The organism is Clostridium sp. AM34-11AC (genome assembly GCF_003435375.1).
Taxonomy (GTDB): Bacteria; Bacillota; Clostridia; order Lachnospirales; family Lachnospiraceae; genus Pilosibacter; species Pilosibacter fragilis.
In genome coordinates, this window is sequence record NZ_QWGL01000006.1 from 67507 (window position 1) to 89151 (window position 21645).

A 21645-nucleotide genomic window follows, 5' to 3' on the forward strand; every position below is an offset into this window, starting at 1 on the left:
CCAGCTGCTGCACGGATCAGACGGTCTCTTCCCCGTCATGTTCCGCCGCTGCTTTCTCTTTATTTTTGACCTTCTGGGCGTTCTCCAATTCCTGCTGTCTCAACAGTTCGTCGAGAAATTTCTGCTCCTTCTTCGACAGGACCGCATCCTCAAGAAGCTCCGGCCGGTTCTTTAACGTGCGGATAATGGACTGTTCCCTGCGCCATTTCTCCACGTTCGCGTGGTGGCCGGAAAGCAGGATATCCGGCACCTTTTTGCCCATGAATACTTCCGGACGGGTATACTGGGGATACTCCAGAAGATTATCATGGAACGTCTCAAACTCCGCGGACACGTTATTGTTCAGCACTCCCGGCACAAGTCTTGAGATGCAGTCGATCATCATCATCGCCGGCAGTTCACCTCCCGTAAGGACATAATCTCCTGCGGAGAGATAATCTGTAGCGATCATCTCGAGGACACGCTCATCCACGCCTTCATAATGGCCGCAGAGGAACACCAGATCTTCCTCCTTCGCGAGATCTTCCGCGATGCCCTGGTTGAAGGTCTGACCCTGCGGTGTCATATAGATCACACGTGGTTTCTTTCCGATCTTCTCCACAAGGGCCTCGTAAGCGCGGTAAATCGGCTCTGCCTGCATGACCATCCCGGCTCCTCCTCCGTATGGATAATCATCCACCTTGCCGTGGCGCTCCAGCGTATAATCACGGATGTTCACTGCCTCAAATGATACGATTCCCTTTGCAGCCGCGCGGCCGAGAATGCTCGTCTCCAGACCGTTCATGATCATTTCCGGGAACAGGGTAAGTACATGAAAGTTCATTGATACCTCCCCTACAGATCGAGAAGTCCCGGGAGAACATGAACAAGCATTTCTTCCTTGTCGAGATCCACGTCTAGGATGCAGTCACGGATCGCCGGGAGAAGAAGCTCTTTTCCCTCCGGTGTCTTCACGCAGTACACATCATTCGCTCCGGTCTCCATGACATCCGTCAAAGTTCCAAGTGTCTCTCCCTCGTCTGTGACAACGTTAAGTCCGATGAGGTCTGTGATAAAGAACTCATCCTCCTCCAGCGGGATCGCCTGATCTCTTGTAATAAGAAGATCCTTCTGACGCCAGCCTTCCACCTCATTCATGGTATCCACGCCATCAAATTTCAGGATGACCATATTTTTAAAGAATTTCACCTGACGAATCTTTAACTCCCGTGTCTCTCCTCTTCCGAGATCCAGAATCACTTTATCTAATTTTTTAAAGCGCATCACATCATCTGTGGTCGGATAGACCTTCACCTCGCCGCGCACGCCGTGCGGGGAGGTAATGACGCCTACGCGAAGATATTTTTCCATATTGTCTCCTTAATGACAGAAAGGGGACTGCAGCCGGGAAAAATCCTGTCCACAGTCCCTCACGATTACTGAATTTCAACAATCACTTTCTTATCCATCTTGGAAGAAGCCGCCTTCACAACGGAGCGGATGGCTTTCGCGATCCTTCCCTGCTTTCCGATCACCTTTCCCATATCGGTCGGGGCAACCTTGAGCTCAATGACGATCTCTTCTTCTTTTTCAGATTCCGTAACAACGACTTCATCTGGATTATCAACCAGCGCTTTGGCGATAACTTCTACCAATTCCTTCATTGAATCCACCTCGATTACTGGATACCGGCTGCCTTTAAGAGCTTAGCAACAGTCTCAGTCGGCTGAGCGCCTGTTCCTAACCACTTCTTAGCTGCTTCCTCGTCGAATTTGATGGTGCTCGGCTCTGTGTTCGGATCGTAGTATCCAACCTCTTCGATGAAGCGACCGTCTCTCGGGGAGCGGGAATCTGCAACGATAATTCTATAGAAAGGAGCCTTCTTCTGACCCATTCTTCTTAATCTCATCTTAACTGCCATGACAATTTCACCTCCTTGGTTTTTTCGTTTATCAGCCATGCGGGAATCGCATTTGCCTTCTTATCATAATGCGGTACTTAGAATGGTAATTTCATCTTTCCAAGCATCCCGCCCAGTCCGCCAAGCCCTTTCCGCTTGCCGCCTCCCATCATTCCGGGAAGCTGCTTCATAAGCTTTTTCGACTGTTCAAACTGTTTGACGATCCGGTTCACCTCGGCAATATCTACGCCGGCTCCCTTTGCGATCCTCTGCTTTCGCGACGGATTTAAGAGTAACGGATTCGCCCGCTCCTCCTTCGTCATGGAGAGAATGATCGCCTCCACTTTATCCATGGATCTCTCGTCTATTTCAACATTTCCCTTCATCTGAGACATTCCCGGCATCATGTTTAAGATGCTGCTCATGCCGCCCATCTTTTTGATCTGGCGCATCTGATCCAGGAAATCGTTAAAATCAAATTCTGCTTTGCGAAGTTTCTGGCTCATTTCTTTCGCCTTCTCTTCGCTCACCTCAAACTCGGCTTTCTCGATCAGGGAAAGGATATCACCCATTCCAAGGATTCTCGAAGCCATACGGTCCGGATAAAACTGTTCCAGATCGGAGAGCTTCTCGCCCATACCGACGTAGAGGATCGGTTTTCCCGTTACGGCACGGATCGATAACGCCGCACCGCCTCGCGTATCACCATCAAGCTTTGTTAAGATCACGCCGTCGACACCGATCTTATCATTGAAGCTTCCGGCTACATTTACTGCATCCTGACCGGTCATCGCATCGACAACGAGGATCGTCTGGTCGACTTCAACGGCTTCCTTGATATTGACGAGCTCATCCATCATGGACTCGTCGATCTGAAGACGTCCTGCCGTATCGAGGAATACGAGATTCATGCCTTCTTTTCTGGCATGTTCCACAGCGGCTTTCGCGATATTCACCGGATTCTGGTTATCACCCATCGTGAAGACCGGAACTCCGACTTTCTCACCGTTTACCTGTAACTGTTTGATCGCAGCAGGACGGTAAACGTCGCAGGCCGCAAGGAGCGGCTTTCTGCCCTTCGCCTTAAACTTTCCGGCAAGCTTTGCCGTAGTCGTTGTCTTACCTGCACCCTGAAGTCCGATCATCATGATCACGGTGATCTCATTCTGGGGCTTTAAGGCAATCTCTGTGGTCTCGGAACCCATAAGCTTTACGAGCTCCTCATTTACGATTTTTATTACCATCTGTCCCGGAGTCAGGCTCTCTAAGACATCCTGTCCGATTGCACGCTCCTGTACAGAACTGATAAACTGTTTAACAACTTTAAAACTTACATCGGCTTCCAGGAGAGCCATCTTGACTTCCTTCAGGGCAGCTTTTACATCTGCCTCTGTCAGTCTTCCTTTGCCTCTTAAGTTTTTAAAGACATTCTGTAATTTATCGGCTAAACTTTCAAATGCCATGAAAACTCTCCCTCTGGCTTACAGCTTCCCAATCTCCTCGGAAATTGCTTCGATCCTGTCGATCAGGGATCGGTCGCCGTCCTTTTTATATTGGCCAGCCAGTTCCTTAATCTCTTCTACCATTTTCTTTGTCTGGTTGAATTTCTCGACAAGCTTCAGTTTTTCCTCGTATCCGGAAAGAATCTTGTCACAGCGCTTCACCAAGTCATGCACGCCCTGTCTGCTGATTCCCTGTTCTTCGGCGATCTCGCTGAGGGACATGTCATTAAATACCACATCTTCATATACACGCCGCTGGTGCTCCGTTAAGAGCTCTCCATAGAAATCATACAGAAGACCCTGTGCTACAATTTTTTCCATATCAGGTCACCTTCGATATCATACTATAAACGGAGATGGTTGTCAAGTGTTTTTGCTTGACGTTTTATTTATTTTTAATTTTTCTTTTCAGACACCTGGCAATATATGTCCTCTGATCTGGAAATATCCCGTTAAACCGGGCTTTTCATTTTTCCATAAAACATAAACACCCGCCGTCAGGCAGGTGTTTATGTACTCTTATATAGGAAGGAGCGATTATTTTATAAAGCTACCAGTACCATATCTTTTGCAGATTCCGGAAGTTCTTCACCATCCATGGATACGCTTAATACAAAGTTTACATGGTATTTTGCACTGATCTGATCCAGTTCTGCGAGAGTTGCAGTGATATCTTCTCCCTCAAGACCAGCGAGCTTCAAGAAGCTGTCGAGATACATAGCCTCGAGGTCGTGATCCTGGGAAATAATTCCGCAGATGAAACCGATAAAGCCTTCAGCCGTACTTACAGAGAACTCCGCTACGTTGATTAAGCGGATCTTATTGTTAAGCTCGTACATATGTTTCGAGCTCTTATCAAGGTAAACGATTGAACCTTTTGCCTCTTTCACAGCTGTGTTAGCCATATCAAGTAAATATTTAGTTTTTCCTTTTCCCTTCCGTCCTGCGATGATCTGAACCATAATGCACTCCTCCTTGGATTTTATATATTTTGTATAAAAAATCTCTTGTTTGTAAATTTATTATAGACTATTTGCTGAAAATTTGCAACCATTATTTCTAAATTTCGAAATAATTTCATACAAAAGCAGAATGTACTTCCAACACCTGCAGAATCTGCCGCCGACAGTTCTTTACGGATGCCGGGAGCAAAAAACAGGACACGAAAGCCTCCGAATCCCCCGAAAACTTTCATATCCTGTTCATTCACGCTTTTTTCTTCCTGTTTTCCGCTATCGGTCGATCTTCTCAATGATCGTCGACATATCCGAATAGAGGGCATCGCGGCTGTCCGCGTGCATTACAACGGATGCGTACTCTTTTCCGTCCGCGTCCCTCTCCCCCATGATCAGGCAGTAGCCCGCCGCCTGGGTGGTTCCGGTCTTTCCGCCGAATACGGAGAGGCCCTCCGGCATCTCTTTCTTTCCGAGCATATAGTAGTTGCTGACACTCCAGGATGCGGTCTTGTCCGATCCGTCCGCCCCTTTATAGGTCCCCGTGTATGTCTTCGTCCCGATAATATCCCGGAACTTCTCATACTTTAACGCCTCATGGAACATCAAATAGAGATCATAGGCGGTCATATAGTGATCCGCATTCGTCAGACCGTTGGCATTCGCAAAATGCGTCCCTGTTGCACCGATCTGTACAGCCTCTTCATTCATCATCTTCACAAAGCCCTCGATGGATCCGCCCATGTGGACCGCGATAGCATTCGCCGCGTCGTTTCCAGATGGGATCAGAAGGCCGTAAAGAAGCTGCTCCAGTGTCAGCTTGTCTCCGGGAACGACTCCCGCCATGGAGGAACCGATCTCCGTGATCACCGACTCCTGGGGAACCGTCACCACATCATCAAGATTCCCATATTTTAAAGCAATAAGTGCCGTCATGACCTTTGTCGTGCTGGCAGGGTTTCTCCGTTCAAAGACATCCTGTGCGAAAACAGCATTTCCGCCGTCTAACGGAAACACTCCGGCAGACTCCGCTGTGAGCGTCTCATCCATGCTCGTTTCATCTGTCACTACCGCCAGATCTGCCGCAAATCCATCCGCCGTCCTTCCGCTTCCGGAGGCGGCAAACGTCCCGATCCTCTGATCCAGGGCGTAGGAGCTTCCTGCACCTGCGGACTTCGCGCAGCCAGACGCGCCAAGAACCAGGCAGAGTCCCACGATTCCCGGGATCCATCTTATCTTCTTTCCCATTACTTATACATCTCGCGCCATTCCAGATCGCCGCGGTCCAAGGCCTTGATCAGAAGTTCCGCCGTAGCGAGGTTTGTCGCTAACGGGACATTGTGGATATCGCAGAGTCTCACAGCCTTGTTGACATCCGGCTCATGGGACTTCGGGGACAGCGGATCTCTTAAGAAAATCACGAGATCCATATCGTTGTTCTCGATCTGTGCTCCCATCTGCTGCTCTCCGCCAAGATGCCCCGGCAGAAATTTATGGATATTTAAGTTTGTGACTTCCTCGATGAGTTTGCCGGTGGTTCCGGTCGCATAGAGGTTATGTTTACTTAAGATTCCCTTGTACGCAATACAGAAGTTCTGCATCAGTTTCTTTTTGGAATCATGAGCGATCAGTCCAACATTCATAACAATACCTCCTAGAATTCTAGTTTATTTTGCTGCAGTCCGACGTTTAAGAGAACGCCGATGCCGATATAAAGACTTACCAGAGAACTTACACCATAACTGATAAACGGAAGCGGAAGCCCGGTGTTCGGGAAAATTCCGGTGGCAACCGCAATGTTTGTAAATGCCTGGAATCCAACGAGAGCAGCTATTCCCGTACAGAGAAGCTTTCCAGTCAGGTCTCTCGTTCTCCCTGCCATTCGCAGGCATTCAAATACAAAGAGAAGATACAGGACCAGCACAAGCATGCAGCCCACAAAGCCCATCTCCTCGCCGATCACGGCGAAAATAAAATCGGTGTGTTCCTCCGATAAGAAATTTCCGTTCTTTACGGAAATGGCCGTTTCATTGAGCAGGCCCTTTCCATACAGCATTCCCGATCCGATGGCCATCTTTGAGTTATCCTGCTGGACATTCAGGTCCGCGTATTTTCCAGGATTGACGAAGGCAAGGATTCGGTTTACCTGGTATCCTGTCAGAAACGGCACAGCGCCCCGCTCGGCGAGAAATACCGTGAGGGCCAGCCCCGGGATCACGACGGCGGCAGCGCCGACGATCCATTTGTAGCTGAGTCCCGCGACAAAGATCAGGCATACGATGATAAACATGATAACGATACTCGTGGACAGATCCGGCTGCTTCATAATTAGAAGCAGCGGAACAGCAGCAAACGCTCCGACGATGATCAACGTGCGGAGATTATTGATCTTCTCCTGATTTCGCTGCAGAAACCAGGAGAAGAAAATGATCAGACCGATCTTAACAAATTCCGACGGCTGGAAACGTCCGATAACAGGAAGCGTGATCCAGCGTCTCGCACCGGTTCCGGCTCCTCCGAACTGTCCCGCAACGATGATCGCGAGAAGGATCACCACACATCCAAGGTAGATCACGCCGGTGCAGCGCATCAGTTTGTGGTAATCTGTCAGAGCCAGGAAGAGCATGATCACCAGTCCGCCGAAAAGGCCGATCAACTGGCGGTTGATATAGCTTCTGTCTCCGTTTACCGCGCTGTTGATCACGAGAAGCCCGATGGCGTTTAATGCCAGGGCATAGAACAGCAGGCGGAAATTGAAGTTTTTAAAATTGTATTCTGAAAACATGTATTAAAATGTCCCCTTAACTAGCAGTTCACGAACCGGGATGCTGGCGTACAGGACAGGGAGCTTCTCTCCCACCCTTTTGTGGTCCATATGGATCACCTTGACCTCCAGCTGCTCCGGATCGATCATCATATATCTTGATATGACTTTTATCATGTCGTTTTTTAACATCTCGAGGATCTCCGGCGTACATCCGGCCCGGTCTGCGATCAGCAGAAATTCAAGCCGTTTTTTTGCTATGTTTCCGGAATTTCTTCCTGTCAGGATATGGAATAGCCTCTTCTTCATTTATGCCCGTTTTAAGAGACCGCTAAACATATGGAAGAATCCTTTATTTTTCTCAAGCCCCATAAGCGGCACCTCCTGACCAAGTATCCGCTTACAGATATTAAGATAAGCCTGTCCGGCAAAGGAATTCATTCCCACCAGAGGTTCCCCCTGGTTCGTGGAGATCACGATCTCCTCATCGTCCGGGATCGCGCCGAGGATTGGGATTCCGAGAATATCCGTCACGTCCTCCATTGACATCATATCCCCGCGCCGGACCATATCCATCCGGATCCGGTTTACGATGAGATCCATCTTTGAGATCTCCTCTGCTTCCAGAAGACCGATGATCCGGTCAGCGTCACGAATTGCTGACACCTCGGGAGTCGTCACCACAAAGGCACGGTCCGCTCCGGCGATGGCATTCTTAAATCCCTGCTCGATTCCGGCAGGACAGTCTAACAGTACATAATCAAACTCTTCTCTCAGGTCATCCACCAGCTTTCGCATCTGGCCGGGAGTCACGGAAGACTTGTCCCTGGTCTGGGCGGACGGAAGTAAAAACAGGTTTGGATATCTTTTGTCTTTTATCAGTGCCTGCTTCAGACGGCAGTTTCCCTCCACGACGTCCACAAGGTTGTAGACGATGCGGTTCTCCAGTCCCATCACCACGTCGAGGTTTCTCAGACCGATATCTGTATCGATCAGAATTACTTTTTCCCCAAGCATGGCAAGTCCTGTACCGACATTCGCTGAGGTCGTCGTCTTGCCAACACCCCCTTTTCCGGATGTAACAACAATGACTTCACTCATAAGAATATCCTCCTGTATTCAGTTGTAATGTACCGCAGCGGTTCTATTATCTGAGAATGGCGCTGCCTGGACATAAATCCACAAAATATATTTTACATGAAAAAAGCAAAAAATTCCAGTAAAAAATAGAGTTTATAAAAAATTTACAGTTAAAGGTTGTCAAGCAACTAAACGGACTGCGTGCCTGCACGCAAGGACGGTTAGGCATTTGGCTTAAATAAAATTCAGTGCGCTCAGAAAGCTCTTCTTGATCGGCTCCTCTACAACTTTCCCGTTTTCAGACAGGATCATCATCGGCCCCCGTCCCAGGTGACGTCCGTTCCCGGCTTTTTTCAGGGAAAGCCCGGCGATCCGCACAGACATCGGTGCCATCTCGAAGGCGACGATCACCGCGTCCTCATTCCCGCAGATACCTGCGTAAGCCGCTCCGCGGAGCGCCCCTAAGACGACGATATTTCCTTTCGCGCTGACCTTCGCTCCCTTTTCCACGTCACCGATCACGACGATACTGGCTTCCGATTCCAGTTCATCCCCGTCCCGGAGATTTCCCTTGTAAAACTGTCCCGTGAGGGACGACAGCTCCATCAACCTCTCGTTCAGCGCTTTCTCACACTTCTTTGTCCTGTTTCCGTCCGTGTCGAGAAGACACAGCACCTCGATATCAGAATTATCCGTGATAGTCTGAACGACGCGGTACTCCTCCTCCGGTGTCAGATCCCGTCCTTCCAGTGTCAGTGTCATCTGGGCAGCTCCCCAGAATTTCGCCGTCGCCTTGAATTTCTTTGCGATTGCCTGAAGAACCTCATCAAAATCCAGGTCTTTCTCCAGATAGACCGTCATTCCCGCTTTATTTCCCTTGATTACGACAGCATCTTTCATCTTGAAATCCCCCTTTATGTAACTTCGGCAGGTAAACCAGACCGCCGGTCCGTCAACGCCTTACAGCCCGGCAGATTCGCCGGGCTGCAGCTTTTTGTTTGTGCAGTGCGTGGATTAGTCTCCGATCTCTACGTTCGAAGAGTTCAACGCACTGTTATTCAGAATGTAATTCAGGTCTGTATATCCGTAGTAGAAACGATATATATTTTTCGCGGCCGTCGCCGCGTTGGATGACGAATACCCATAGGGAATATTTACCGTCACCGCGATTTCGGGATTCTGGTACGGTGCAAAGGAAACGAAGAACGCATGGTTGATGCGGTGTCCGTTTTTGATCTCCTCGGCGGTACCTGTCTTGCCGGCGATATCCACCTCAAGATCGCTGAAGATCTTTCTCGCGGAGCCGTCGGAGATAACCCGGCGCATACCGGTGTGGACCGCGTTCCATGTGGAATCCTTCACATCGATGACAGAGCGGACCTCCGGAGTGAAATCTTCTAAGAGATTTCCCTGAGAATCTGTCATCTTATCGAGAAGACTCAGTTTGAAGACTGTTCCCTTGTTGGCCACAGCCGTGATATATCTGGAAAGCTGGACGTTAGAGTAAGAGTTCTTACCCTGTCCGATGGAGGACGCCTCCGGCTTCTCCGTTGTCATCTGCGGCTCTCTCTCAGCGATCTCGATTCCAGATGTCTCATCCAGACCGAACAGTGACGCGTATTTCCGGATCTTCTCGATACCGAGCTCCGGTGAATAGTTGCCGTTCTCGTCCATGGAGAGACGGTGTCCCATCTCGGAGAAGAACACGTTGCAGGAGTTCTGGATACCGTGGACCACATCGAGAGGTCCATGCTGTCCCGGATAGATCCAACATCTCAACGCCGGTGAGATCTCCTTATAGATGCCGGTACAGTTCACCGTGTCGTTTAATCCGATGACTCCCTCCTCCAAAGCCGCTACCGCGATGATCGGTTTGAAGGTGGAACCCGGCGCTTTCTGTGCCTGAGTGGCATTGTTGAAGAGTGGCAGGGACTGGTCATTATTTAACTTATTGTAATACTCCGCATCCACAGTTCCGGAGAACTTGTTATTGTCGTAGCTCGGGTATGTCACCAGCGCCCGCACCTCACCGGTGTGGACGTCCGTGATGACCGCGCTGGCAGAACACGGATCCAGAGCCAGCTGGGCCGGTGTGATCTCGATATCGGAGATCTTCTTTCTGATAAACTGGAACGCGTACTCGTCTCCTCCCGCCTCCAGCATCCGGACTTCATTCTCGTCGTATGCCAGGATATTCTGGTCATAGAGGGCGAGGCAGAGTTCCTTTCCGGATACGGTGCCGTTGTTTACGAGATACCGGAAGATCTTCTTTGTGAAGGCCGCATCGTTCTGCAGGTCATCCAGCACATAATCCACGATGGTCCGGTAAATGCTGTCCGCGTCGGAATATCTGGACTCGATCTTTAACTTTGTCGTGTCGATCCAGCTCTCAGCGATTCCATCGTACAGGTAATCCCTGAGGCTGATGGAATCGTCTTTCCATGCCTTGTAGGTGTCGGACTCCTGGTCGATCTTATCCGTCTTGATGATCTGACGTTCGGAAAGCAGCGTGTAGATATACTGCATATAGGCAAACATATCTTCCGGCAGGTCCACCATCTTTCTTGCGGATCCGTCCGTGAGCTCGCTCCTGATCTGAGCCAGGATCTGCTCTCTCGACTGACTGTATTTCGCGTAAATATTTTTCTCTGTCTGGGATGCCTCCGGCGCGGAGAACGCAGAAAGATCCAGAACATTGTTGTTGATCAGCTGATAGTAAACATCCTTCACCGGAATCGGGATATTCGCCGCTTTCTTGTAATCGTTGTCATCCAGGTCACGGTTTACAAGCTTGTCCGTGATGATACCGGCGAGCTGCTGTTCCAGAATATGGTACACACCGATCTGAAGATCACGGTCCAACGTCAGGTAGATGTCATGTCCGGCCTCCGGCTCCGTCCTCTTAACAACCTCCAGGATCCGTCCCATACTGTCCACATACATGGTCTGGGAACCTTTCTTGCCCTGAAGTTCCGTCTCCATGGACGCTTCAATTCCGGTCTTACCCACAAGGTCTGTCAGCTCGTAATCCGGGTTCGTCTCCCGCAGTTTTCCGAGCTCATCATCCCAGACTTTTCCGATATAGCCGATGATCGGCGCAAAATATACACTATCATTGTATACACGGATCGTAGATTCCTCGATTTCTGCACCCTTTAAGTTTCCGGAGTTTTCCAGGATATCCGTCATGGTCTCCTTGCTGACATCGGAGGCGATCGTCGTGGACTCATATTTCCGGTATGCAGTGAGTCCCATCGTGTAGCGGATGTTGATGATCCCGAGAGCTTCCTCGTCGGTGAACTCGATAGGAGCTCCGTTGTCATCCTTCAGCTGGTCAAGACCGTAGTACTTCACCCTGTCGTCAAAGACTTCCCTCGCCGTCACATCGGAAGGATATTTTCCTTCCGCGTCATCCAGCTCGTCCGTCTTTTTTAATCCGTAGTAATCGCTCAGGAAACGTCTTCTTGCCGTCTCACTGGTTGTCGTGAAGATCATCTCGCCGGAGGAATCATATCCAATGGAAAAATCACCTTCCACGCTCTCGCCATGGCGGTTCAAAATCCGGACAAGCTCTAAAAGCATCCGGTTTCTGTCATTGGATCTCTTGTAATCTCCGTTATCCTGAAGCGTCACATTGTACGACAGTTTATTATATGCAAGAACATTCCCGTTTCTGTCATAAATATTTCCACGGGTACCGGTAAGACTGATCTTTTTCTCCGTCTTTGCCATATAGTTTTCCTGGAACTGCTCTCCCTCAATGATCTGCAGCTTGAACAGGCGCATGCCCAGGATCGCATAAAGGCCCACAAATACCACCGACAGGATCACAAGTCTTGACGACAGCAGCTTTTTCAAAAACTCTTTCAGGATCTCAGAAAAATCGTTAAACAATCGTTGTGTCTCTCCTTTTTTCCATCTCTTCCAGTTTGCGGCTGATATACAGGAACAGCCGGTACAGGATCAGTGTTGTCACAACGGTGAAGATCGTCTCCGGCAGGATAATATTGATAAAATAATAACCGAAATTCAATCTTCCCCGCACCAGGAAGCCGAATACATAAAGATAGAAATTATAAAATACTTCGTTCAGCGCCGAAAGCACCAGCGGCAGCGTAATATAGTCCTCATAATAGTATTTTGTACAGATTCCGTTTACATAGCCCATCCAGATAAAGACAAGCGTATGGAACCCCAAAGGACCTCCGGATGACAGATCCATCAAAAGTCCTACGATCAGACCGTAGCCCATCCCCCATGCGCTTCCCCTGATAAATCCAAAGGAGAACACCAGGATCACCATGAGGTTTGGGTATACCGCCAGGAACGGCAGCAGCGGAAAAATACACGTCTGCACGATAAATGCCAGAATCACCAGAACAAAGTTTACGATGATCCGTTTCATATTGCTATTCATTGATCTCCGGCCCCGCATCCTTTAAGTCTGTGATCACCAGGACCTCCTGAAGTCTGTCGAACCTCGCGGCAGGAATCAGGTATCCCGATTTTGTCAGGTTGTCATTGTAGTCTACCGTGATGTCCGTGGCATATCCCACTAGGATTCCCGGCAGGAACTTTCCGCTGATATTAGAGGTGACGATCATGTCGCCGTCCTTGATATCATCGTCCTTTTCCATGTAAGAAAGCTTTAAGCGGCCCTCTTTAAAGAGCTGCAGATCACCTGCCACGATGCAGGAGTCCCCGGACTGCTGTGCCATGGCACTCACACGGCTGGAATCATCAATGATGGAGCGGACCGTGGCGTAGTTCGCGCCCACGTCTGTGACGATGCCAACAAGACCGCCGCCTGCGATGACATTCATGTCCTCCTTGATTCCGTCATCAGACCCTTTGTCGATGCGAAATACGGAAAACCAGGAGCCGGAGTCCTTTGCGATGATCCGGGCACCGATCTTATGGTACTGCATGTACTCCTGATCCAGCTCGTAGAGGCTTCTTAAACGCTCTAACTCAAACTGTTCGGAGCGGAGTCTCGTGTTCTCTTCCGTCAGTTCATCCACTCTCGTCTTTAAGGTCTCATTCTCCGCCAGTGCCGTCTTAAGCTTTCCGACACTGCTCAGTTCATTGTAGAGGCCGCCGCCAACCCGGTTCACGCCGGACTGGATCGGCACCAGCACATAGCCTACCGCGGTTCTCAGCGGGTTTAAGATGCTTCCCTTGATGGTCGTGATTCCGATCATGCAGACGCAGAGAAGCGACAGTCCAAATAGAAAATATTTCGTATTGTTTTTCATGTTTCAAAAATTCCCCGTTCTCTAAGGCTCACATAGGAATTATCTCCGATAATGATATGGTCTAAAAGCGGGACTCCCATAAGACTCCCTGCTTCCCGGACCCGTTCTGTGAAGAGGCAGTCTTCCCGGCTGGGTGCCGGGTCCCCGCTGGGATGGTTGTGGAGCAGGATGATCCCGCAGGCCCTGAAGCGCAGCGCCTCGATATAGATCTCCCGCGGTGTCGCGCAGGATGCGTTCACCGTTCCCCTGGAGACTGTGATGTCCCTCAACAGAATATTTTTCGTGTTCAGGAGCAGAAGCTTTAAGTTCTCCTGCTCTAAATGGCGCATTTCCTCCATATAAAAAGCCGCCACTTTCGACGGTGCGTCAAAGACGATGGTCTTCTCCGATGCCGCCGCCTTCCAGATTCTGGCGGAGAGTTCTCCGATACAGGCAAGCTGGATCGCCTTCACCTCACCGACACCGCGGATCTCCTTATAGTCTTCCACTGTTCCATGGAGAAGTCCTGCGAGTCCCGGCGGATTTCCGGCATTTAAGATCTCCTCCGCCATGTCCCGCACCGGGATATTTTTCGTCCCGGAGCGCAGGATCACGGAGAGAAGCTCCGCGTCCGAGAGGGATACCGGACCTTTCTCCAGCACCTTCTCATAGGGGCGTTCTGAGATCGGAAGCCCCTTCATTGTCTTTCCATTTTTCTTTTCCATACTGACATTCCGCCTTTCCTGTCTCTCCAAGTACACGATACGGCAGATGTCCCCTTTTCCTACAGAAAATGGTAAATTAAAATTGCAATGATCACGCCGATGATGCTCGCCATCGTGATCCGGATGCTGAGTCCGAACGTGATCACGAGGATCCCGAGGTTAAGGATCAGTGGATCGTTAAGACCAAAGGATTCTCCAAAATTCAACCAGGAAAGTCCCGGCACCTTCGCTGTCATCTCCCCGATAAAGCCTCCCAAAACGATTCCGGAAAGCAGAAGGAGAAGCAGCGCCCAGGAACTTTTACTCTTCATACTGTTTCATTCCTCTCGATCGCTGGAACTGCGCATGATCGTCAGTCCCGGCGGCTGTTTGTTTCGCCTATGCAGGAAATTTTAGCATATTTCACGCCCAAAAACAATGAGTTAAGAAAAAGTTCACACTCTTACAGTGTCACGATCCCTGCATCCACTAACTTCTGAAGGGACATTAAGATACCGAGCTTCGCATGATACCATGTGAGTCCGCCCTGGAAGTATACCGCGTACGGCGGCTTGATCGGACCGTCTGCGGAAAGTTCGATTGAGGACCCCTGAACGAACGCTCCTGCTGCCATGATGACATCAGAATCGTATCCCGGCATCGCCCACGGCTCCGGAGTCACGAAGCTGTCCACCGGCGCTGCCGCCTGGATGCCCTCGCAGAACTTGATGACGCCTTCCGGTGTTCCGAAGGTGATGGCCTGGATGATATCGTGACGACTCTCAGTGCCGTTCGGAACGACGCCGAAGCCCAGCTTCTCGTACACGTTTGCTGCGAAAATCGCGCCCTTTAACGCACCAGCAACAACGGTCGGAGACAGGAAAAGTCCCTGGTAGAGAGACTGGCTGACACCGAGGCTGGCACCAACCTCTTTTCCGAGACCCGGAGCTGTCAGGCGGTATGCCGCCCGCTCCACGCAGTCCCTGCGTCCGACGATATAGCCGCCGATCGGGGCAAGTCCGCCGCCCGGGTTCTTAATTAAGGAACCGACGATCATGTCCGCTCCCACATCTGTCGGCTCCATCTCCTCCACGAACTCGCCGTAGCAGTTATCTACCATGCAGATCACATCCGGCTTGATAGACTTGATAAAGGAGATCAGCTCGCCGATACGCTTTACGGATAAGGTTGGTCTTGTGGCATATCCCTTGGAGCGCTGGATCTCGATGAGTTTTGTTCGCTCATTGATAGCTTTTTTGATGTTCTCAAAGTCGAAATCACCGTTCGGAAGAAGATCCACCTGGCTGTAGGTAATGCCGAACTCCTTTAAGGAACCGACAGAATCACGGATTCCGATGACTTCCTCTAAAGTATCGTACGGTTTTCCTACTGGGGAAAGGATCTCATCGCCCGGGCGGAGATTTCCGGAAAGAGCAATGGTAAGCGCATGGGTTCCGGAGATCAGCTGTGGGCGGACAAGGGCGTCCTCGCCGTGGAATGCCTTCGCATAGACTTCCTCCAACGTGTCACGTCCAAGGTCATTGTAGCCGTATCCCGTAGTTCCGGCGAAATGGATATCGCTGACTCTCGCCTCCTGCATGGCTTTAATGACCTTTAACTGATTGTATTCTGCTGTCTTATCGATGGCCTCGAAACGGTCGTGCAGGCTTTTCTCGATCTCTCTTCCATAATTTAAAACCTTCTCAGAGATTCCAAGCTCTCCGTACATCTTTATAAGTTCCATGATTTCTCCTTTTTTCTAACTGCCATAATGTTTCTTTCGCGCAGATCCTCAAGCATCCACATGAGGATCTTTTCCCTATCAAAATCAAAGTTTCCCTGATCCACCCAGGTAACTTCTTTTTCTCTCTTAAACCAGGTGAGCTGGCGCTTCGCGAAGTGTCTGGTGTCGCGCTTAATGATGTAGACCGCCTCATCTAAGGAGATCGTTCCATCCAGGGCATCCAGGATCTCTTTGTATCCAAGCCCCTGCATGGACACCATATCTCTCGTGCAGCCCATCTCCTTCAACTTTTCCACTTCCGCCAGCAGGCCGTTCTTCATCATGAGATCCACCCGCAGGTCGATCCTCTGATACAGGCGTTCGCGATCCATGTTCAGTACATAGTAAGCGAAGTTGTATGGCGATTCTTTCTGCCGCTCCGCCTCGTTATGTTCGGATATCTTTGTCCCGGTTTTCTTGTAAAACTCCAGGGCGCGGATTACACGCTTCACGTTGTTCTCGTGGATCGCCTCTGCGGACTCCGGGTCCACTTCCTTTAACATATCGTGAAGGTAAGACGCGCCTTTTTCTGCCGCCAGGCACTCCAATTCTTCCCTGTATCCCGTATCACTGTCATTTTCCGTAAAATCGATATCGTTCACCAGTGCCTGGATATAAAAGCCGGTGCCTCCAGCGATGATCGGGATATGTCCGGCGGCGTAGATCTCCTCCATGGCCTGCTTTGCGAGTCTCTGGAAAACGACCACGTTAAATTCATCCCACGGATCCAGAACATCGATCAGGTGATGTCTGACACCGTCCATCTCCTCCTTCGTCACCTTTGCGGAACCGATATCCATGTGGCGGTACACCTGCATGGAATCGGCACTGATGATCTCGCCGCCGACCTTTTTCGCGAGTTCCACCGACAGGGCGGTCTTTCCGGACGCCGTCGGCCCGGTGATTATGATCAAAGGCTTTTTCATTATATGATCCTCTTGAATTTCTTTTCCATCTCATATTTGCTGATCGCGACGATCGTCGGTCTTCCGTGCGGGCAGTTATATGGATTCTCCAGTTTTAACAGTTCATCGATGAGCTTATCCGCTTCGGCGAAGGACAGCTCGTTGTTTCCCTTTACCGCCGCCTTGCAGGACATGGTGGCGATCCGGTCGTAGATGGACTCCACATTCTTTCCCATACTCTCATCGGAGAGTCCGTCGATGAGTTCCATCAGAAGGTCCTTTTTCGCCAGGGAGAACAGATTGTCCGGCACCGCCCGCACCGCGTACTCGTTTCCGCCGAAAGGCTCGATCTCGAAGCCGATGTCCGTAAACACCTTCATGTGGCGTTTTAAGAGATCCGCCTCCTGTAAGGAAAGTGTCAGGATGATCGGCGGGCTCACGAGCTGGGAGGTGTATTCCCTCGTCTTTAGGGACGCGAAGTTCTTCTCGAAGAGGACCTTCTCGTGGGCGGCATGCTGGTCAATAATGTAGAGACTGCCGTCGTACTCCACAAGCCAGTAAGTCTCGAAGACCTGGCCGATCAGACGGTGGCGCTTTCTCGCGGTTTCCGAGAGAAGGCGGTTGTCGAACATTTCCATCTGCTTAGGAAGCGCTTCCTTCTCTGCCAGAGGTGCTTCTTTCTCAGCCGGGACCGCTTTCTTCGCAGCCAAAGCCGCACCTGTCGTCTCCGGAGCTTTCTCTTCCAAAGCCGCAGGCATCGCTGCCGCTCCTGTCTCGTTTGGCTGCTGTGCCTGTGCGCGTTCCGGCGGCAGTTCCCTTGTCAGCGGTTTCGGCGGCAGGATCCATTCGCTCTTCTGCTTCTTCTCCCCGTAGGCCGGTCGTTCCTCGCGGATGCCCATGGCTTCCATGCGCCGGTGCTCAAAAGGTTCCGGACCGCGGGCGTTCTTTACGGGCTCACTCATCCCGCTTCCCGGGATCGGATTTCCCGCCGCGGCAGTCTCTTTTTTCTCAAGCTCGCGCTCTTCCCGCTCCGACATGAGGCTCACGTTCGGAATCAATTCTTTCCCGGAAAGGGCGTCCACCACCGCCTGGCAGATCACCCGGTACATGTTCTCGCCGTCCTTGAAGCGAAGCTCCATCTTTGACGGATGTACGTTCACATCGATAAACTCCGGCTCCACGGTGAGGTGCAGCAGCGTGAAGGGATATTTGTGCTGCATCATATAGCTCTTGTACCCGTCCTCGATGGCCTTGGACACGAGTCCGCTCTTAATGTACCGCCCGTTGATGAAATAATTCTCAAAATTTCTGTTTCCCCGGGCGATCACCGGCTTTCCGATAAATCCGGAGATCTTCACGATTCCGTTTGACACCTCCACCGGGAGAAGGTTTGCCGCGATCTCCCGCCCGTAGACGGTGTAGATAATGTCTTTCAGGTTGTGATTCCCCGAGGTGTGGAGACGGCTCTGGTTATTCACGATAAGCCGGATGGAGATCTCTGGGTGGGACAGGGCGATCTTTTCCACGAGATCTGTCACGTGTGCCCCTTCCGTGGTCTCCGTCTTCAAAAATTTCCGTCTGGCAGGTGTGTTGAAAAAGAGGTTCCTGGAGATAAATGTGGTTCCGTCCGGCGCGCCGATCTCCTCAAGGCCTTTCTCCTCGCCGCCTTCGATCCTGTATCTGGATCCCGTGAGGCTGCCAGAGGTCTTTGTGATCAGTTCCACCTGAGAGACGGCCGCGATACTGGAAAGTGCCTCGCCACGGAATCCAAGGGAAGAGACCGTGAGCAGATCTTCCGCTGTCCGGATCTTACTGGTGGAGTGGCGAAGAAACGCTAACGGAAGCTCTTCCTTCTTGATCCCGCATCCATTGTCCGTGATCCGGATAAACCCGATACCGCCCTGACGGATCTCCACGGTGATCGCCGTGGAACCGGCATCAATGGCGTTTTCCATTAACTCTTTCACCACGGAAGCAGGCCGCTCCACAACCTCTCCCGCAGCGATCTGGTTGATCGTACTCTGATCCAGCACCTGAATCGGCATAGTCTCTCTCCCTCTCTTTCATATTTTACCCTCGCCGGTATTTGTCTTTCATGCCGTTTCATGCGAAAACCCGCACCCACAAGGTTTTTTCGTATCATTACTGCCAGCGGTTCTTAAGCTTCGTCTGCAGTCTGTACAGCGTATTCAACGCATCGATCGGGGTCATGCTGGAAAGCTCCAGATCCCCGAGTTCCTTTATGATATCGTCGTCCTTCACCGTGTCAAAGATGGACATCTGGTTGAGATCCACCTCGTCCGGCTTCGCCACCGCCTTGTGCTGCGGGGACGCACTCATCTGGGCGATCTCCTTTGCCTGGGCCGTGATGTCGGCGCTGGCAAGCTCCTCCACGAGTTCCTTCGCACGGGCGATGACCGGCTCCGGTACTCCCGCAAGCTTCGCTACCTGGATTCCGTAACTCTTGTCTGCTCCGCCCTTTACAATCTTTCTGAGGAACACGATATCGTCCCCCTGTTCCTTAACGGCGATACAGTAGTTGTTAACTCCGCTTATAGTTCCCTCAAGTTCCGTGAGCTCATGGTAATGAGTCGCAAACAATGTCTTCGCGCCGAGGATCTTCGGGTTGCTGATGTGCTCGATGACCGCCCAGGCAATGGACAGGCCATCGAAGGTACTCGTACCTCGGCCGATCTCATCGAGGACAAGAAGACTGTTCTTTGTGGCGTTTCTCAGGATATTCGCCACCTCTGTCATCTCAACCATAAACGTACTCTGGCCGGAAGCCAGGTCATCGGAGGCGCCGACTCTCGTAAAGATCCTGTCGCAGATTCCAATGTTAGCCTCGTCTGCCGGGACAAAGCTTCCGATCTGTGCCATGAGGACGATGAGGGCTGTCTGTCTCATATAGGTGGACTTACCGGCCATGTTCGGTCCCGTGATGACGGAGATCCTGTTCTTTCCATTGTCCAGATATGTATCGTTTGCGACAAACAGACTGTCCTTGATCATCTTCTCAACCACCGGATGGCGTCCGTTCTTGATGTTGATAACGCCTTTTTCGTTGATCTTCGGCTTCACATAGTTATTTCTCATGGACACCGTGGACAGGGATGTGAACACGTCAATGCCCGCAATAGCCTTCGCGGTACTCTGGATCCGCAGGACTTCCGCCGCGATCTGATCACGCACGTCGCAGAACAGGTCATACTCTAAGGTGTAGAGGCGGTCCTCCGCGCCCATGATGATGTCTTCCAGCTCTTTCAGGCGGTCTGTGGTGTACCGCTCTGCGTTTGTCAGCGTCTGTTTACGGATAAAGTACTCCGGAACTAAGTCCTTGAAGGAGTTCGTCACCTCAAAATAGTAGCCGAACACCTTGTTGTACTTGATCTTCAGATTTTTAATCCCTGTCTTTTCCTTCTCCTCCGTCTCAAGATCCGCCAGCCATGCCTTCCCCTCAGTCTTCGCCTTCCGGTACTTGTCGGCTTCCTCGCTGTATCCGTCCTTGATGATGTTTCCCTCGCGGACCGTGATCGGCGGCTCGTCGACAATGGAGCGGTCGATCAGCTCATAGAGGTCCCGGAGCGGGTCCAGGTCCTCATTCATCTTTTTTAAGAGCTCGCAGGAGAATTCTCCGAGAATATCTTTGATATACGGCAGCATCTCCAGGGAATTCTTAAAGGAGAGAAGGTCTCTCGGGTTCGCTGTCTTGTAACTGATGCGGCCCATGAGGCGTTCCAGGTCGTAGACGGAATTTAAGTATTCCCGGATCTCCTCCCTGGAAATATAGTTCATGTTCAGTTCCTCGATGGCCTGCTGACGGCGCTCGATCTCCTCTTTATCGATCAGCGGCTGTTCAATAAAAGAACGGAGAAGTCTCGCTCCCATGGCCGTCTTTGTCTTATCGAGAACCCAGAGCAGGGATCCGCGCTTCTGCTTTTCCCTTAAGGTCTCAACTAACTCCAGATTTCGTCTCGTGGAGGTGTCGATCATCATGAACTGACCTGTCGTATACGGTGTGATCTTCGTCAGATGGGACAGGTCATTCTTCTGCGTCTCATAGAGGTACTGAAGAACAGCACCGGAGGCGATCATTCCGTTCTCGTAGTCGCCCAGGCCCAGTCCTTCCAGACTCATCACATGGAAGTGCTCTTTTAAGATCTTTCTGCAGTCATCGTCCGAGAAAAACCTGTTTTCCAGGGCGGTCACGGCAAAATGATACCGTTCTTTTAACTCATCCATGTCCAGCCCGGACATAAAGAGTGCCTCGTTGCACACGAGCTCCGACGGTGTGAACTTATTGATCTCATCAAGCAGTGCCCGCTCGCTCGTCACTTCTGTAACAAAAAAATCTCCGGTCGTAATGTCGACCGTCGCAATTCCGTAATTGTTTCCGGTATACACAACCGCCATCAGGTAGTTGTTCTTTGTCTCATCCAGGGCCTGGGAGCTCGTGATGGTTCCCGGTGTCACAACGCGGATGACTTCGCGCTTTACGAGGCCCTTTGCGAGCTTCGGGTCCTCCATCTGCTCCGCGATAGCGACCTTATAGCCTTTCTGGACAAGTCTCGTGAGATAACCTTCCACCGCGTGGAATGGCACACCGCACATCGGTGCCCGCTCTTCCAGGCCGCAGTCCTTTCCCGTCAGTGTCAGTTCCAGTTCTCTTGAAACCGTCTTGGCATCCTCAAAAAACATCTCGTAGAAATCACCCAACCGGTAAAAAAGGATACAGTCCGGATACTGTTTTTTTGTTTCGAGATAATGTGTCATCATTGGTGAAATCTGTCCCACGTCTTTTCTCCTATTCCTTAACATGCCCACAGCGCCCGAAGCACTCG

The 21645-nt window shown here is 50.9% G+C and carries 23 protein-coding genes; all 23 read right to left on the reverse strand.

Going from position 1 to position 21645, the window contains the following annotated elements:
• Positions 1 to 16: 16 nt before the first annotated feature.
• A complete protein-coding gene (gene trmD / locus DW826_RS06025) occupies positions 17 to 823 on the reverse strand; it encodes a tRNA (guanosine(37)-N1)-methyltransferase TrmD (RefSeq protein ID WP_117552306.1) in 807 nt (268 codons plus the stop codon).
• Positions 824 to 834: 11 nt separating this feature from the next.
• The gene (rimM, locus tag DW826_RS06030) at positions 835 to 1350 is read right to left on the reverse strand and encodes a ribosome maturation factor RimM (RefSeq protein ID WP_015554338.1); all 516 of its coding nucleotides are present in this window, start codon (positions 1348 to 1350) and stop codon (positions 835 to 837) included.
• Between the two features lie 65 nt (positions 1351 to 1415).
• Positions 1416 to 1643 carry a KH domain-containing protein gene (locus tag DW826_RS06035; RefSeq protein WP_015554337.1) on the reverse strand — a complete coding sequence of 76 codons (228 nt, stop codon included), beginning with the start codon at positions 1641 to 1643 and terminating at the stop codon, positions 1416 to 1418.
• 14 nt (positions 1644 to 1657) lie between these two features.
• Positions 1658 to 1900, reverse strand: coding sequence for a 30S ribosomal protein S16 (rpsP, locus tag DW826_RS06040; protein ID WP_015554336.1), 243 nt, complete (start codon positions 1898 to 1900; stop codon positions 1658 to 1660).
• A 77-nt stretch (positions 1901 to 1977) separates the two neighbouring features.
• Positions 1978 to 3342, reverse strand: a complete 1365-nt coding sequence (ffh, locus tag DW826_RS06045; protein WP_117552307.1) for a signal recognition particle protein — start codon at positions 3340 to 3342, stop codon at positions 1978 to 1980.
• An 18-nt stretch (positions 3343 to 3360) separates the two neighbouring features.
• Positions 3361 to 3702 (reverse strand): YlxM family DNA-binding protein, encoded by a 342-nt coding sequence (gene ylxM / locus DW826_RS06050; RefSeq protein ID WP_015554334.1) that lies wholly within the window; start codon positions 3700 to 3702, stop codon positions 3361 to 3363.
• A gap of 221 nt (positions 3703 to 3923) precedes the next feature.
• The gene (locus DW826_RS06055) at positions 3924 to 4343 is read right to left on the reverse strand and encodes a hypothetical protein (RefSeq protein ID WP_015554333.1); all 420 of its coding nucleotides are present in this window, start codon (positions 4341 to 4343) and stop codon (positions 3924 to 3926) included.
• Positions 4344 to 4363: 20 nt separating this feature from the next.
• On the reverse strand, positions 4364 to 4591 hold the full coding sequence (locus DW826_RS06060) for a hypothetical protein (RefSeq protein ID WP_117469552.1): 228 nt from the start codon (positions 4589 to 4591) through the stop codon (positions 4364 to 4366).
• Positions 4592 to 4613: 22 nt separating this feature from the next.
• Positions 4614 to 5582, reverse strand: coding sequence for a serine hydrolase (locus DW826_RS06065; protein WP_117471777.1), 969 nt, complete (start codon positions 5580 to 5582; stop codon positions 4614 to 4616).
• Complete coding sequence (locus DW826_RS06070; RefSeq protein WP_021904367.1) at positions 5582 to 5977, reverse strand: methylglyoxal synthase; 396 nt, start codon at positions 5975 to 5977, stop codon at positions 5582 to 5584. The genes DW826_RS06065 and DW826_RS06070 overlap by 1 nt, the downstream gene beginning before the upstream one ends.
• An 11-nt stretch (positions 5978 to 5988) precedes the next feature.
• Positions 5989 to 7119 carry an FtsW/RodA/SpoVE family cell cycle protein gene (locus DW826_RS06075; protein WP_015554330.1) on the reverse strand — a complete coding sequence of 377 codons (1131 nt, stop codon included), beginning with the start codon at positions 7117 to 7119 and terminating at the stop codon, positions 5989 to 5991.
• 3 nt (positions 7120 to 7122) lie between these two features.
• Complete coding sequence (gene minE, locus DW826_RS06080; RefSeq protein WP_015554329.1) at positions 7123 to 7407, reverse strand: cell division topological specificity factor MinE; 285 nt, start codon at positions 7405 to 7407, stop codon at positions 7123 to 7125.
• Positions 7408 to 8199, reverse strand: coding sequence for a septum site-determining protein MinD (gene minD / locus DW826_RS06085; protein ID WP_015554328.1), 792 nt, complete (start codon positions 8197 to 8199; stop codon positions 7408 to 7410).
• Positions 8200 to 8412: 213 nt separating this feature from the next.
• Positions 8413 to 9078 carry a septum site-determining protein MinC gene (locus tag DW826_RS06090; protein ID WP_117483163.1) on the reverse strand — a complete coding sequence of 222 codons (666 nt, stop codon included), beginning with the start codon at positions 9076 to 9078 and terminating at the stop codon, positions 8413 to 8415.
• Positions 9079 to 9192: 114 nt separating this feature from the next.
• On the reverse strand, positions 9193 to 12072 hold the full coding sequence (locus DW826_RS06095; protein WP_117483164.1) for a penicillin-binding transpeptidase domain-containing protein: 2880 nt from the start codon (positions 12070 to 12072) through the stop codon (positions 9193 to 9195).
• Positions 12065 to 12595 carry a rod shape-determining protein MreD gene (mreD, locus tag DW826_RS06100; RefSeq protein WP_021904363.1) on the reverse strand — a complete coding sequence of 177 codons (531 nt, stop codon included), beginning with the start codon at positions 12593 to 12595 and terminating at the stop codon, positions 12065 to 12067. Before mreD ends, DW826_RS06095 begins: the two co-directional genes overlap by 8 nt.
• Positions 12588 to 13433 carry a rod shape-determining protein MreC gene (mreC, locus tag DW826_RS06105; protein ID WP_015554325.1) on the reverse strand — a complete coding sequence of 282 codons (846 nt, stop codon included), beginning with the start codon at positions 13431 to 13433 and terminating at the stop codon, positions 12588 to 12590. Before mreC ends, mreD begins: the two co-directional genes overlap by 8 nt.
• On the reverse strand, positions 13430 to 14137 hold the full coding sequence (gene radC / locus DW826_RS06110) for a DNA repair protein RadC (RefSeq protein WP_117469546.1): 708 nt from the start codon (positions 14135 to 14137) through the stop codon (positions 13430 to 13432). Before radC ends, mreC begins: the two co-directional genes overlap by 4 nt.
• Positions 14138 to 14196: 59 nt before the next feature.
• Positions 14197 to 14448 carry a DUF4321 domain-containing protein gene (locus tag DW826_RS06115; protein ID WP_015554323.1) on the reverse strand — a complete coding sequence of 84 codons (252 nt, stop codon included), beginning with the start codon at positions 14446 to 14448 and terminating at the stop codon, positions 14197 to 14199.
• Between the two features lie 131 nt (positions 14449 to 14579).
• On the reverse strand, positions 14580 to 15860 hold the full coding sequence (locus tag DW826_RS06120) for a methionine gamma-lyase family protein (protein ID WP_015554322.1): 1281 nt from the start codon (positions 15858 to 15860) through the stop codon (positions 14580 to 14582).
• A complete protein-coding gene (gene miaA, locus DW826_RS06125; RefSeq protein ID WP_117483165.1) occupies positions 15848 to 16825 on the reverse strand; it encodes a tRNA (adenosine(37)-N6)-dimethylallyltransferase MiaA in 978 nt (325 codons plus the stop codon). Before miaA ends, DW826_RS06120 begins: the two co-directional genes overlap by 13 nt.
• Entirely contained in the window at positions 16825 to 18849 is a 2025-nt protein-coding gene (gene mutL, locus DW826_RS06130) for a DNA mismatch repair endonuclease MutL (protein WP_117471773.1), read from the reverse strand. Before mutL ends, miaA begins: the two co-directional genes overlap by 1 nt.
• Before the next feature lie 97 nt (positions 18850 to 18946).
• Positions 18947 to 21580, reverse strand: coding sequence for a DNA mismatch repair protein MutS (gene mutS, locus DW826_RS06135; protein WP_181968004.1), 2634 nt, complete (start codon positions 21578 to 21580; stop codon positions 18947 to 18949).
• Positions 21581 to 21645 lie beyond the last annotated feature (65 nt).

Coding starts and splice junctions, on each gene's coding strand:
- mreD (WP_021904363.1), bottom strand. CDS start 12,595: ATGAATAGCAATATGAAACGGATCATCGTAAACTTTGTTCTGGTGATT.
- rpsP (WP_015554336.1), bottom strand. CDS start 1,900: ATGGCAGTTAAGATGAGATTAAGAAGAATGGGTCAGAAGAAGGCTCCT.
- mutS (WP_181968004.1), bottom strand. CDS start 21,580: ATGATGACACATTATCTCGAAACAAAAAAACAGTATCCGGACTGTATC.
- DW826_RS06070 (WP_021904367.1), bottom strand. CDS start 5,977: ATGAATGTTGGACTGATCGCTCATGATTCCAAAAAGAAACTGATGCAG.
- radC (WP_117469546.1), bottom strand. CDS start 14,137: ATGGAAAAGAAAAATGGAAAGACAATGAAGGGGCTTCCGATCTCAGAA.
- mreC (WP_015554325.1), bottom strand. CDS start 13,433: ATGAAAAACAATACGAAATATTTTCTATTTGGACTGTCGCTTCTCTGC.
- ylxM (WP_015554334.1), bottom strand. CDS start 3,702: ATGGAAAAAATTGTAGCACAGGGTCTTCTGTATGATTTCTATGGAGAG.
- rimM (WP_015554338.1), bottom strand. CDS start 1,350: ATGGAAAAATATCTTCGCGTAGGCGTCATTACCTCCCCGCACGGCGTG.
- DW826_RS06065 (WP_117471777.1), bottom strand. CDS start 5,582: ATGGGAAAGAAGATAAGATGGATCCCGGGAATCGTGGGACTCTGCCTG.
- DW826_RS06090 (WP_117483163.1), bottom strand. CDS start 9,078: ATGAAAGATGCTGTCGTAATCAAGGGAAATAAAGCGGGAATGACGGTC.
- minE (WP_015554329.1), bottom strand. CDS start 7,407: ATGAAGAAGAGGCTATTCCATATCCTGACAGGAAGAAATTCCGGAAAC.
- minD (WP_015554328.1), bottom strand. CDS start 8,199: ATGAGTGAAGTCATTGTTGTTACATCCGGAAAAGGGGGTGTTGGCAAG.
- trmD (WP_117552306.1), bottom strand. CDS start 823: ATGAACTTTCATGTACTTACCCTGTTCCCGGAAATGATCATGAACGGT.
- DW826_RS06035 (WP_015554337.1), bottom strand. CDS start 1,643: ATGAAGGAATTGGTAGAAGTTATCGCCAAAGCGCTGGTTGATAATCCA.
- ffh (WP_117552307.1), bottom strand. CDS start 3,342: ATGGCATTTGAAAGTTTAGCCGATAAATTACAGAATGTCTTTAAAAAC.
- DW826_RS06075 (WP_015554330.1), bottom strand. CDS start 7,119: ATGTTTTCAGAATACAATTTTAAAAACTTCAATTTCCGCCTGCTGTTC.
- miaA (WP_117483165.1), bottom strand. CDS start 16,825: ATGAAAAAGCCTTTGATCATAATCACCGGGCCGACGGCGTCCGGAAAG.
- DW826_RS06115 (WP_015554323.1), bottom strand. CDS start 14,448: ATGAAGAGTAAAAGTTCCTGGGCGCTGCTTCTCCTTCTGCTTTCCGGA.
- DW826_RS06120 (WP_015554322.1), bottom strand. CDS start 15,860: ATGGAACTTATAAAGATGTACGGAGAGCTTGGAATCTCTGAGAAGGTT.
- mutL (WP_117471773.1), bottom strand. CDS start 18,849: ATGCCGATTCAGGTGCTGGATCAGAGTACGATCAACCAGATCGCTGCG.
- DW826_RS06055 (WP_015554333.1), bottom strand. CDS start 4,343: ATGGTTCAGATCATCGCAGGACGGAAGGGAAAAGGAAAAACTAAATAT.